The sequence below is a fragment of the Paraburkholderia franconis genome (assembly GCF_009362735.1).
Lineage (GTDB): Bacteria > Pseudomonadota > Gammaproteobacteria > Burkholderiales > Burkholderiaceae > Paraburkholderia > Paraburkholderia franconis.
On the sequence record NZ_WHNP01000132.1, the window covers coordinates 1 to 11,626 of the forward strand.

Sequence of the window (11,626 nt, forward strand, 5' to 3'; positions counted from 1 at the left end):
GGCCGAACTTCAGCGTCAACTACGCACCTTGCTCGGCCATGACCAAATTGTTACGCAAGCCTACGGACGTCACCTGCTGATCAAACGTCTGGACGATGAGGAGCCCACTGTTGTGGCGCGCCTCACAGAGTTCGGCCGCAATCGTTATGGCGCTGCCTTCCGCAGCCATAGTGGTCGTTGGGAACCGCTGCCCGGAACCGGCTCGCTCGAGGAGATGGCCAATGTCGTCGTCACGCTCTTGCAGCCCTATTTACAGCCGGATAATTAATCAAGCAATTTACGGGATGTTGTACTAGGTCAATGGCCTCACATTCGCATGGGATGCAATTGAGGCTGTGAGGCACCGCATCTCTATGAAGCGGGGGAATCCATGAAACTGACTTTTCTCGGTGCAAGCGAGACCGTCACCGGTTCGAAGTACCTGCTCGAAGAGCCGGACGTACGCATCCTCATCGATTGCGGGCTGTTTCAAGGTGTCAAGAACCTGCGTCTGCGCAACTGGGCCCCGCTGCCCGTCCCGGCCGACTCGATCGACGCCGTGATACTCACTCATGCGCATATCGATCACAGCGGCTATCTGCCGTTGCTCGTTCGCAATGGCTTTCACGGTGCCGTCTATTGCACGCCCGGCACGGCTGCGCTGTGCGAGATCATGCTGCGCGACAGCGCGAGACTGCAGGAAGAAGAAGCCGACTACGCAAACCGGCATGGGTTTTCGAAGCACTACCCCGCGCTGCCGCTCTATACGCTCGATGATGCGGAGCGCGCGCTGCGTCTGTTCGTGCCGTGCCCTTTCGACAACCCGATTGACCTGATGCGCGGAATCAGCTTCCGCTTCCTGCCCGCTGGTCACATTCTCGGCGCAGCGAGCGTCGTGATGTGCCGCAATCACAAGGTGCTTGCGTTCTCCGGCGACGTCGGCCGCCAGGAAGATCCCATCATGCGCGCGCCCGCGCCTCTCGCGCACGCGGATTACCTCGTCGTCGAATCGACCTATGGCGACCGCTTGCACCCGGACACGAATCCAGAAGACGAACTCGCGCGGATATTCAACAAAACTTTTGCCAAAGGCGGCGTGGTCGTGATCCCATGCTTCGCGGTCGGGCGCGCGCAGGAGATCCTCTATTACATTTCGAAGCTCAAAGAGAACGGACGCATGGCAAACGTCCCCGTGTACCTGGACAGTCCAATGGCGACGAGCGTCACCGAGGTCTATCGAAAACATCTCGACGAACATCGGCTGACCATGTCCGAAGCGAGTGCTATCGACAAGGCGGCGATCCAGACCAGAACCGTCGATCAGTCAAAGGCAATTGCGTCACACCAGGGACCGATGGTGATTATTGCCGGCAGTGGAATGGCGACGGGTGGCCGCGTGCTGCATCACCTGAGCCTGTATGCGTCGGACCCTCGCAACACGATCGTGCTCGTCGGTTTCCAGGCGGCAGGCACGCGCGGCGCGGCCCTCGCCGCCCACGAACCGTCGATCAAGGTACACGGCGAATATGTACGCGTGCGCGCCAACGTCGAGTCGATCGCGTCGCTTTCGGCGCATGCCGATTACCGCGAACTGCTGCAATGGCTGTCGAGTCTGACGGACGCGCCGTCGCGCGTCTTCGTCACGCACGGCGAGCCCGTAGCGGCGGACGCGATGCGTCGGCGCATCTCCGAGACATTCGGGTGGCCGTGCGAAGTACCGGTCTATCAGCAGACGGTCGAGCTCGAAGACTTATAAAAGACTCGGGACGCGGCTATCCGTATCCGGCAACGGTGTGACCAACCGCGTTTGCGATGTCTATCGGGGTGTAGTCATGTCGCTTCCAGCCCTGCATTCTGATGGCGCCCTTGCACAACGTGCGGCTGACCAACGCCTGCTTGCCATCGTCAGCGAGCTCGCGAAGGAATTGCAGCGAGCGGCCTTCGAGCCAAACAAGATCACGCTCGCGACTCGCTTCGAAAGCGAGCTTGGATTAGGCAGTCTCGCGTGTGCCGAACTCCTCTCGCGCGTCGAACAGGCATTCGCGCGCAACTGCCCATCGACGTTTTTGCGCGGGCAGACTGCATAAGCGATGTGTTGCGGGCGCTGCACTCGTTCGAACAGATCAAGACGGCACCGAACAAACCCTCATCCATAGTCGAGCTTGCCCGGCAGTCCGAAGTTCATGCCGCCAATACGCCGACGGACTACATCGACGCTGTGTGAAACACTGCAATGGCACGCGTCGCACGACGGCGCGCGCACGCATCTCATACTGATCGACGCTCCTTCAACGAAACGCGCGTCACATACAGCGAATTGCGTCACAAAGCTTTGGAAGTGTAGCGGGAGGTTTGCGGGCAACAGGTATCGAACGCGGTGACACAGTAGCGCGCGGCGTCAAGCACATAGTCCGGCATTCCAATGCTGCTTGCGATCGTCTGCACCGCGGGGTCCATCACCCACATCTTCGCGCCGACATTGATCACTGTCGACGACGATTTGTTCAGGATGCCGGCGAAGAGCGACGTCATTTCGATCATCCGAAACACCGTGAACGTAATGCCAACAATGAGCGCAGTGAACTTCGCGCTGTCATTGAAAGCAGCGTGAACGCGAGGCGCAATATGCTCTTCATAGGCGAGATCCTCCGCGCTTGCAGATGAAGGTGCGCACCGTTATCGACTTCCGTTCGACGTGAGGTTGAGTAGCGCGACGACGCCAGCAATCATTGCGGTCACGATGACGACACCGCATCTGAACGCAAGCGAGTCGTCGAAGATCAGCCCGTGAATCGTCCACACGAGTGCGTCCGGCGAAATGAACACGCCGATCAACGCAAGCACGATCCGGTATTGCTGGTGCACCACGGCCTCCCACTTGTCACGCTTCGCTTGCGGCCGCGTGTTCGGGTTCGGTGCCGCGAACCAGCAGGACGGGACACTGCGAAACGCGCACGAATCTCTCGGCGACACTGCCGAGCACGATGCGGCTCACGCCTCTGCGACCATGTGTGCCCATCACAACAAGCTCGGCGCGCGCGCGTTCGGCGCAGCGCTGAAGCGTCTGCGCGACGTCGTCGGTCATGCGCTCCGTTTCGATCATCTCGATCTCGCAGGCGACGCCTGCCTTGCCGCACTCGGCGTGCGCACTCTCGAGCGCAATGCGGCCATCTCTTCGTAACGCGTCGAGAAGCGCCACAGGATCGTAGTACCCCCCATAGTTGAAGAGCGGCGTCTTGTCGACAACGTACACGGCATGAATCGTTCCGTGCGTGAGACCCGCCATTGCTACTGCCTCGTTTAACGCCCGCGCCGATGTTTTGCTGCCATCCAGCGCAACCAGAATCCGCGTGTACATGGTGAACTCCTCGTTGATGTATTCGTGCAGCCGCCCGTCAGAGAAAGCCGGACGGTGAAACAGCGCCTCTTGATGCCGACTGCAAAGGACGTTGATTGTGTTGCGCGACACTCGCCGTTGCGTCGATCGTTGAAGGACACACCAGAACGGGACATTCGGCGTTGCGCAGCGTTTGAGCAACGACGTGCCCCGGTAGTGGACGCACGAGCTTCGGTTTGCTGCTGGTCGACATCACCAGAAGGTCGGCTTGCCATTGCTTCGCTTCGCGCAGAACGGTGCTCGAAATATCGTCAGATGCGGCTTCCGTTTCGACGACCGCTATCTCCACCGGGCCCGACGTCCCCTTTATGATCTTTTTGGCCTGACAGAGCGCCTGTTCGCCATCGAGGCCGAACAGTTCGCGCGGCAGCAGTTCGCCAAGCCAGGCTGGACGATCCAATACGTAGACAAGCCTGAAAACGCTCCCTTTAGGTACGACACTCGCCGCAATATGCAGCGCCGTGAGCGACGGCGACGACCCATCGACTGCCACCAGAACTCTCGTTACCGCGGCGTCCTTTGTGCACACGTGCGCGGAGGGCACATGCAGCACGGGGCAATGGGACATCGCCACGAGTTCCTCGGGATTCAGTCTGCACGCCCAGCGATGACTTCGCGGATGCGAAGCCACGGCGATCAGGTCCGCGTGCCATTCACGGGCCGACCGGCTGAGCGCTTCCGTTGCTTGCCGATGCATCGCCGCAAGATCGATTAAGTCGGTTTCCGCCTTCGCCACAAATGCGGCAGCTTGATGAGCAGCCAGCATTAACCGTGTGATTGCTTCATGCAGTATCGCGCGATGTGCTTCGCGCCAGTCCGGACGGGACATCAACAACCGCGGACAGAGGGCGGCCGGATTGCATACCACCTCGGTTAGCCGAACGAAGGCATCCGGGGCTGCGAGTCGCAACGCGAAACGCGTCAACGGCACCAGACCTGTTCCCCCTTCCGAGGCAACGGTTACGCGCTTGAACGCAAAGGCTGGTGCGGTACTCGTTGACTTGCCGTTCATCGCCCGCTCCGCTCGCAATGCTCGCTATCGCCGGCGCCGGGTGCCGGACATGTTCCCATCTTCGGCGCTCGCACCATTGCAGGCTTGACTTGTATCAACCGTCGATGTCACCGATGTTCAATCGGGGAATGCCCGTGCCGCCGCAGAAATGCTCCAGTCGATTTGATGCGTCTCAACAGAGTCAGGCGTGAACGTTATGGAGTTAAACGACAGGCATCGCTGTCGTCGCCAACCCCGTAGCAAGACGGGAATTCATCACGTGTTCTGGAGACATTCATGGACACCGCCCCTGCCAACCTTCATGCCACGATATCAACCCCTCCGTGGGGCACTACGCCGGCGTACGGCCCGCCTTGTGACGCCGCAACCTTGCATGCGCTCGCACTCGCGCATTCCGAAGCACTCACAAAATGGATGGCACTCTGGACGGTGATGTGCACGCGCATGGCAACAGCGCAAAACGTCCTCGACTACGCTGCAATTGGGCCGCTGATGTTGCCTGCCTATGCCTCGCAGACCATGCTGTACTACAAGCGGCTCTCTGAGATCGCGTCCGGAGTTTCCGTTTGACGCTCAGTGCTGATTGGGACGGGGTGGCGGTCCATGGAGCCATCAAGCTGCGAAGATCCGCGTGGCCATCGCAGGCGACGAGGGCATAGGCGGGAAGACATCCCATGCGCGATCGCCGTGACGGAAGAATACGATGCTCAACGGGCCCGTCGCCATCTGGCCTTCGAGTCGAACGTAGCGCACGCCGCTTGAACCGAAACGTCCGACCTGGATTACCCGCGCTGGAATAGACCGTGTGGGCGCGAGCCATTTGTCGACAAGCGCTCTAAGTGAAATGCCATTGCCGTTCATCTCGTGCTCCTCGATCTACCTGTTCCGTGACCAACCGTCGTTCAGAGGTGGTTAAACACATTATTGAAAAGGCCCCCACCAATTGAAATCAGCGGCACTTTAAACGCACGTAGTCGACGAGGATGTGCAGTAGGAATTTTCCGAGTCGTATTTGCCCGTTAGCCGATCCACTCGAATACCCGTCCGCAACTTCTGCCTGACGACAGCGTGTGCCGCGGTCGTTCTGCGCGATGCGTCCGAACGCGTAAAATTAGAAACACGCGGAAGCCATCGCGCGAAGAATTGCGCGAGTTGTCAGCCAATCGTCGGCGTGTTCGGGGAGTGACAAACGTGCGCCGCGTGCGGGCTGCGCGACGCTCGCGGAGCGGCAACTCTGAAGCCGCTGACGAACGTTGCCGGAAACGCCGACGGGACACTGGTCGAGGGCGCCCGGCGGATACACATCGAAAGCGCGGAGAGACGGGCTTCGCACTAGCAGTCACGTTTCTCCTGCCATCCGTACCACAGGAAAGGGCTCAACATGACCAGGGTATTGTTGGCCGATGACCATACGCTCGTGCGTGACGGGCTGCGCCATATTCTAGAAAATGCGAGCGGCTTCGAAGTGGCCGGCGAGGCGTGGGATAGCGTGACGACGATCGCATTGATCCGGTCCACTGAAGCGGAAGTGCTGGTTCTCGACCTGTCAATGCCGGGTCGCAACGGCATTGAACTGATCAAGCAGATCAAGGACGAAAAACCTTCTTTGCGCATACTCGTGCTGACCATGCACGCTGAACAACAGTACGCTGTACGTGCATTCAAGGCGGGCGCATCCGGCTACCTGACCAAGGAAAGCGCGAGTGCGGAACTCGTCGGCGCCGTCACGAAGATCGCCGCTGGGGGTGTCTATGTCAGCCTCGCAATGGCCGAGCGCTTCGCACAGAACCTGAACGAATCCGCGGAAGCGCTACCGCATCAACGGCTCTCCGATCGGGAATTCGATGTCTTCAGGCGTATCGTGGCAGGCCAGAGCATTACGGAGATCGCGCGCGAACTGTGTGTCAGCGTCAAGACGGTCAGCACACACAAGACGCGTGTGCTCGAAAAGATGCAGATCCCTAACGAGAACGCGCTCGTGCGCTACGCGATTCGTCACAAGCTCGTCGAAGACGACAGCGATATCTGAACACCCTTTCCCTGCTCGACTGAAACGCGGCGATATGCTGTATAGCACAGCCGATGCGTTTCGAAGCATCGCGTCCTGATTCGCGAAACTGGCTGCAGCCCGATTGAAATCGTCATCGATGCGCGATCGCGCGTCTCACAAGCCTGTCGCGCAACACGATTAGCAAATACCTGAGCATGGACTTGAAAAAGTACTGACCATTTCATGAACGTGCAACTAAGCGCGCCAAAAAGTCCGCTTGGCCGGCCGGGAGTATCACGAGAGCTCGGACATGAGCAAGTTTGGCGTTGCCTGTTTGCGGCATGTTAACGGCTAGCCTATCTTGAATCATCGGGCGGCATTTAGTATGTGGGTTATCCAAGGGGCCAGGGGCGTGGCTCTCCGCCGGTCGGTTTCAACGCACGTAGTCAGAGGTTCACGATGAACAGCGACGCAGCTTCGCCACGCGGCGAACAGAAAAACCACATGGAAGCCAGCGCGAACGGTGTCGATCGTTCTGCCGAGGCAGATGCGCAGACCCCGGATAGCACTCCGCGCTGGCATCAGATATTTCCGGTACTGACCGACGCCGAGATTGATCGGATAAGTCGTTTTGGTGCGGTACGGCGCTACGCCGCCAGCGAATTCCTGTATCGCGCAGGTGGTATGAGTCCAGGCATGTTCGTCCTGTTGTCGGGCACGATTCGATACACGGCACGCGACGGACTGGGCCATCGACGTTTGCTTCGCTCCCAAGCCAAGCGGGGCGAATTCACCTCCGACGTTGGCATGCTCTCAGGCAAGCCCGGCCTTGTCGATGCCGAGGTTATCGAAGATGTCGAGGCGCTCGTGATTGCGCCGGAAAAGCTGCGTGCGCTGATGATTGGCGAGGCGGAACTCGGTGAAAGAATCATGCGCGCGCTGATCCTGAGGCGCGTCGCCGCGATCGAGCGCGGGCAAGGGGCGGTGCTCGTCGGCCCGCCCGACAACGAGCGACTCGTCGCGCTGCAACATTTCCTGCAACGCAATGCTTACCCGCATATGACGCTTGACGAAGGCGGTGCCGATGCCATTGCATTGCTTGAGCGCATGACACCTCGGCGCGATGACATGCCGCTCGTTGTGTGTCCGGATGGCACCGTGTTGCGCAATCCCGACGACGGGCAGCTCGCCTCGTACCTTGGACTCGTGCCGGAATTCGATCCCGGACATGTTTACGACGTCGCGATCGTCGGCGCCGGGCCTGCTGGCCTGGCGGCAGCCGTCTATGCGGCGTCCGAAGGCTTGTCAGTCGCCGTCTTCGATTGCCGCGCGCCGGGTGGCCAGGCAGGCACGAGTGCCCGCATCGAAAATTATCTGGGCTTTCCGACCGGCATTTCGGGGCAAGCGCTAGCCGGCAGGGCATTTAACCAGGCGCAGAAATTCGGCGCGCACATCGCGATTCCCGTCGAGGTGAAGGGCTTGCATTGCAACGTATACCCGCTCGAGGTGGAGCTTGCCAGTTCGCGGCGCATTGCGGCACGGACGGTAGTCGTCGCGAGCGGCGCGGAGTATCGGCGTCCGGCAGTGAGCGGGCTTGCGCGCTTCGAAGGTCACGGCGTCTATTACTGGGCGACGTCGATCGAGGCCCGGCTTTGCCGCAACGAAACCGTGCTGCTGGTCGGTGGCGGAAATTCAGCAGGACAGGCCATTGTGTTTCTTGCATCGCATGCTGCTCATGTTCATGTCCTCGTCAGCGGTCATGAGCGGGGCTCCTCGTTTCTAGCAGTCTTTCGAACAGCCGTGGCGTCGGAAATGTCGTGCTGAAATGCGCCGGATGCCGCGGTTGCCTTGTCTGAGGCGCGCGTCACCGTTGAGGGAATACGGCCAAAGAAAAATTGCTCGCTGACTGGAACAAGCTGCTCTCCAGCGAGAATGCCGAGCAGGCCGACCAGTGCAATGAACGGTGGGGCCGGCGACCGTACGCCAATCAGGTAGTAGATGACACCGACGAGAACGCCGGCACCTAGTGAAAACAGATAGACTTTCATTGGATTCAATCTCTCTTGCAGCGGGCAGCGTCAGATCGGGCTTGTCTGAATCAGATAGCGCAACGACTCCTGCCGGCCGGCGGCGTCACGCCGCACGACCAGCGTCGGGACATCAAATGAGATGGAGGGCAACCGATTACCTGGCCGGAACTGCGGGCACGATCTCGTGGTGACCAGCCGCGCGCTGTGGCGCTTTGTGCACCATGGTGTAGGCATAGTCCACGCCCATCCCGTACGCACCGGAATGTTCCCGCACTACCTGCATGACGGCGTCGTAGGTATCACGACGCGCCCAGTCGCGCTGCCATTCGAGCATCACCTGTTGCCACGTCACTGGCACGACGCCTGCCTGGATCATGCGCTGCATCGCATAGTCGTGCCCGTCCTTCGACGTGCCACCCGAGGCATCTTCAACCATATAGATTTCGTAGCCGCCTTCCAGCATGGCGCCGAGTGCAAACGTGTTGTTGCAAACCTCTGTCCACAGACCGGAAACCACGATCTTCTTGCGTCAATTCGCAGCCAGCGCGTCACGCACCTTCTGGTCATCCCAGGAGTTCATCGAGGTGCGTTCGAGCAGCGGCTGACCGGGAAATACGTCGAGCAACTCCGGATACGTAAAGCCCGAGAAAGTTTGCGTTTCTACCGTCGTGATGGTGGTCGGAATGCCGAATATTTTTGCTGCCTTGGCGAGACCAACCACATTGTTCTTCAGCACCTGCCGGTCAATGGACTGGACACCGAATGCCATCTGCGGCTGATGATCGATGAAAAGCATCTGGGAGTTTTCCGGCGTCAGTACTTCAAGCTTGGGGTCATTCATGATGAACTCCTGTCTGTGTGTCGGGACGATTCAGGCTTGCTTCAGCTTGTCGAAGGCATCCAGCACGTGCGTGCTGTACGTGATGGCAGCGCCGGCGTTCAGGTTGATCGCCACGCCCAGCGCTTCTGCGATCTCCTCATCGGACACGCCGAGCTTGACGGCCTCGGCCGCGTGGAAAGCGATGCAACCATCGCAGCGCGTAGTGACGGCGACGGCCAGCGCGATGAGCTCACGCGTCTTCGCGCCGAGATGGTTGGTGTTGGCACCCGCGCCAGCAATGAGGCCAAAACCGCGAAGGGTGTCCGGCGTGCGTGTGGACAGTTCCTTGATGCGAGAACTGATGTCCTGGATCGTCTTTTTCCAATCGAGCATGAGATGACTCCAATAGAGATGCATGGGATGTAGCGTGCGAACGGGCCGCTCAACCGGCCCGCTGCTCGCCTGCCTAGAGTCGATGTGATGTGTTCGAAAACTTTTCGCACGTGACCACCTTCGCCGGATGCCATCGATATTTAGCATACCAATCCGGCCTGATGAACCAGACGTGCTTGCTTCTCTTCAGCACGACAGAATCTCAGGGACATCACGACAGGCGTGATGAAACCCTATACAGCGCCGCACCGACGTCAGCCACGAGTTGCGCGACATTCTTGTTCAACAGTTGTCCATCCGCATCGAACGCATCATGCGCCGAACCCAACGCGAAGGATTGAGGGACAACAATCATCCCGAGCTTGTCTAGCACCGCTCTCATATCTGTTTGAGAACGAATGCCGCCCAACGGCCCAGGAGAAGCAGAAATTAGCGCAGCAGCCTTCCCAGCGAAGAGTGCTACGCCAGTTTTACCGTCCTCACTGGGCCGACTGATCCAGTCGATCGCGTTTTTTAGCAACGCCGTGTAACCGCCATTATGCTCAGGCGACGCGATCAAAAGTGCCTGATGACTCGCGACAAGTTTCTGGAGCGAACGGACACTTTCCGGGATACCGCGTTCAGCTTCGAGGTCCCCATCGTACAACGGCAGGTTAAAGTCGGTGAGGCGCGCGAAAGTTACGTCCGCCCCCGCTTCGGCTGCCCCAGTTGCAGCGACTCTTAGCAATTTTCGATTCAATGAATCCCGTCGTGCGCTGCCACTGATCGCCAAAATCCTGACCGTCATAGATCCTCCAAGTACGTTGAGCGGTCTTCGTCCTTGCGATCCTGTCATTGAATAAGATCATGTCAGCGCCGTTCGCCTTACCATTCATGATCGTATGCCTCGGGGTTGACGAATACCGCCATCCAGTTTCCGCCAAGTCTTGCCAGACTCTGGTCGTTTGAACATCGCGATAACAATATTACTAGTCTGGTGTCTAAAAATCCTGAGCAGCACCTGAAACCTTCTTAAATGACATCTTTCGTGACGATGGCATCGCGATTTCGACGATTCAGCTAAGCTAAGAATGCACGACGTCATGTTGTTGATGCGATGAGTTTCAGGGACAATCGATAGTGTGGCGCCAGCGTTTGCCGTATTGCTTAAGCGTTTCGCAAAACTCTCCGGGACGTCAACGGTAGCCGCAAGCATGTCGTTACCCATATACCGCTTTAACATCGGCGACCTAGGGAACGTCTGCGGAGGAGGAGGTTGGAAGAGCCCAGAAGGCCCGAGGGGCGGAAGGCAGCCGGAGTCGAACCGACCGAGGAGTGGCTGACACCCCTCACTGGGTTTGAAGCCGAGCCGCACCACCAGATACGAATGCCTTCCGTGTCCAACTTTTGACCAGCCGTGCAACGAAAACAAATCAACACAACGCGCCCGGCTTTGTGCAACCGATTATAGCGGTCACTCACCGTCAGCCCGTTGCGCCTGCAACCGACCATCGGCGTCACACAGCCGCTTCGCACGCCAACGCTTCATGCAATTGTGAATCCCGCCTCAGCCAGTGAACGTCACGCTGAAAGCGTGTGTACCCGACGCGGTCGAAGAACTCGAGAATCTGAATCGCGCGCTTGCGTCCCAAACCCGTCGCGTCGCGAAACGCCGACGCGCCCAGCGCGCCGCCACCATCCCCGGCGATAGCGGCAACGAGCCGCGCGAGTTCATGCACGACCTCGCGGTGATAGAACAGATCGCGCACGATCTGATACACGTCGCCCTGCCGCGCGAGCTTGCGCAGCACCTGGCGCACCGCGTCTTCGTCGCGCGCTGTCGTCTTCGCGAGATCGCGCACCCACGGCGGATCGTATCGGCCCTGCGCAATCAGCGGCAGCAGCGCACTCGCGAGAACCTGCTCGCGCGCATCGAGCGAAACCGTATGCGCCGGCAGATGCAACCACGGCCCGCTTCTCGCGACTGCGCCCTCGTCGACGAGCGAATCGATCAACGCGCGCCACA

Annotated in this window: 12 protein-coding genes, 1 tRNA gene and 3 pseudogenes; 6 read left to right on the plus strand and 10 right to left on the minus strand. The window is 59.3% G+C overall.

The annotated features are described in order from the left end of the window. The 3 genes from GCT13_RS45225 to GCT13_RS51530 all read left to right on the plus strand — a co-directional run. Positions 1 to 268, plus strand: a 268-nt coding sequence (locus GCT13_RS45225) for a hypothetical protein (RefSeq protein WP_227747089.1), incomplete at its 5' end; no start/stop codon positions are given. Between the two features lie 102 nt (positions 269 to 370). Then, positions 371 to 1,735, plus strand: coding sequence for an MBL fold metallo-hydrolase RNA specificity domain-containing protein (locus GCT13_RS45230; protein ID WP_152768163.1), 1,365 nt, complete (start codon positions 371 to 373; stop codon positions 1,733 to 1,735). A gap of 76 nt (positions 1,736 to 1,811) precedes the next feature. Continuing rightward, on the plus strand, positions 1,812 to 2,066 hold the full coding sequence (locus tag GCT13_RS51530) for an acyl carrier protein (protein ID WP_152768164.1): 255 nt from the start codon (positions 1,812 to 1,814) through the stop codon (positions 2,064 to 2,066). A gap of 301 nt (positions 2,067 to 2,367) precedes the next feature. Here GCT13_RS51530 and GCT13_RS45240 read toward each other — a convergent pair. From GCT13_RS45240 to GCT13_RS45255, 4 genes and pseudogenes are all read right to left on the minus strand, one after another. Further along, positions 2,368 to 2,615 (minus strand): annotated as a pseudogene (locus tag GCT13_RS45240) (ABC transporter permease); the annotation flags it as partial. A gap of 40 nt (positions 2,616 to 2,655) precedes the next feature. Then, positions 2,656 to 2,844 carry a DUF2964 family protein gene (locus GCT13_RS45245; protein ID WP_152768165.1) on the minus strand — a complete coding sequence of 63 codons (189 nt, stop codon included), beginning with the start codon at positions 2,842 to 2,844 and terminating at the stop codon, positions 2,656 to 2,658. A gap of 16 nt (positions 2,845 to 2,860) precedes the next feature. Further along, on the minus strand, positions 2,861 to 3,337 hold the full coding sequence (locus tag GCT13_RS45250; protein WP_152768166.1) for a universal stress protein: 477 nt from the start codon (positions 3,335 to 3,337) through the stop codon (positions 2,861 to 2,863). Between the two features lie 37 nt (positions 3,338 to 3,374). After that, entirely contained in the window at positions 3,375 to 4,388 is a 1,014-nt protein-coding gene (locus GCT13_RS45255) for a universal stress protein (RefSeq protein ID WP_152768167.1), read from the minus strand. A gap of 276 nt (positions 4,389 to 4,664) precedes the next feature. Between GCT13_RS45255 and GCT13_RS45260 the strand changes: the two genes are divergently transcribed. The 3 genes and pseudogenes from GCT13_RS45260 to GCT13_RS45275 form a co-directional block, all read left to right on the plus strand. After that, complete coding sequence (locus GCT13_RS45260) at positions 4,665 to 4,958, plus strand: hypothetical protein (protein ID WP_152768168.1); 294 nt, start codon at positions 4,665 to 4,667, stop codon at positions 4,956 to 4,958. 811 nt (positions 4,959 to 5,769) lie between these two features. Next, positions 5,770 to 6,417 (plus strand): response regulator, encoded by a 648-nt coding sequence (locus GCT13_RS45270; protein ID WP_152768170.1) that lies wholly within the window; start codon positions 5,770 to 5,772, stop codon positions 6,415 to 6,417. Positions 6,418 to 6,882: 465 nt separating this feature from the next. Next, positions 6,883 to 8,136, plus strand: a pseudogene (locus GCT13_RS45275) (FAD-dependent oxidoreductase); the annotation flags it as partial. Here GCT13_RS45275 and GCT13_RS45280 read toward each other — a convergent pair. The 6 genes and pseudogenes from GCT13_RS45280 to GCT13_RS45305 form a co-directional block, all read right to left on the minus strand. Continuing rightward, positions 8,136 to 8,426, minus strand: coding sequence for a DUF1427 family protein (locus GCT13_RS45280; RefSeq protein WP_152768171.1), 291 nt, complete (start codon positions 8,424 to 8,426; stop codon positions 8,136 to 8,138). The pseudogene GCT13_RS45275 and the gene GCT13_RS45280 sit on opposite strands and share 1 nt — an antisense overlap. 136 nt (positions 8,427 to 8,562) lie before the next feature. Then, a pseudogene (locus GCT13_RS45285) lies at positions 8,563 to 9,249 on the minus strand (hydrolase). Positions 9,250 to 9,279: 30 nt separating this feature from the next. Further along, a complete protein-coding gene (locus GCT13_RS45290; RefSeq protein WP_152768172.1) occupies positions 9,280 to 9,621 on the minus strand; it encodes a carboxymuconolactone decarboxylase family protein in 342 nt (113 codons plus the stop codon). A gap of 211 nt (positions 9,622 to 9,832) precedes the next feature. Further along, complete coding sequence (locus GCT13_RS45295; RefSeq protein ID WP_152768173.1) at positions 9,833 to 10,408, minus strand: NADPH-dependent FMN reductase; 576 nt, start codon at positions 10,406 to 10,408, stop codon at positions 9,833 to 9,835. Between the two features lie 495 nt (positions 10,409 to 10,903). After that, positions 10,904 to 10,996: transfer RNA gene (locus GCT13_RS45300), tRNA-Sec, on the minus strand. A 121-nt stretch (positions 10,997 to 11,117) separates the two neighbouring features. Beyond that, positions 11,118 to 11,626 (minus strand): SelB domain-containing protein (locus GCT13_RS45305; protein WP_193727959.1); only part of this gene is annotated, 509 nt, incomplete at its 5' end.

Excerpts from the sequence above, each read along its gene's own strand:
- GCT13_RS45230 (WP_152768163.1), top strand. The coding sequence starts at position 371 with ATGAAACTGACTTTTCTCGGTGCAAGCGAGACCGTCACCGGTTCGAAG.
- GCT13_RS51530 (WP_152768164.1), top strand. The coding sequence starts at position 1,812 with ATGTCGCTTCCAGCCCTGCATTCTGATGGCGCCCTTGCACAACGTGCG.
- GCT13_RS45250 (WP_152768166.1), bottom strand. The coding sequence starts at position 3,337 with ATGTACACGCGGATTCTGGTTGCGCTGGATGGCAGCAAAACATCGGCG.
- GCT13_RS45255 (WP_152768167.1), bottom strand. The coding sequence starts at position 4,388 with ATGAACGGCAAGTCAACGAGTACCGCACCAGCCTTTGCGTTCAAGCGC.
- GCT13_RS45260 (WP_152768168.1), top strand. The coding sequence starts at position 4,665 with ATGGACACCGCCCCTGCCAACCTTCATGCCACGATATCAACCCCTCCG.
- GCT13_RS45270 (WP_152768170.1), top strand. The coding sequence starts at position 5,770 with ATGACCAGGGTATTGTTGGCCGATGACCATACGCTCGTGCGTGACGGG.
- GCT13_RS45280 (WP_152768171.1), bottom strand. The coding sequence starts at position 8,426 with ATGAAAGTCTATCTGTTTTCACTAGGTGCCGGCGTTCTCGTCGGTGTC.
- GCT13_RS45290 (WP_152768172.1), bottom strand. The coding sequence starts at position 9,621 with ATGCTCGATTGGAAAAAGACGATCCAGGACATCAGTTCTCGCATCAAG.
- GCT13_RS45295 (WP_152768173.1), bottom strand. The coding sequence starts at position 10,408 with ATGACGGTCAGGATTTTGGCGATCAGTGGCAGCGCACGACGGGATTCA.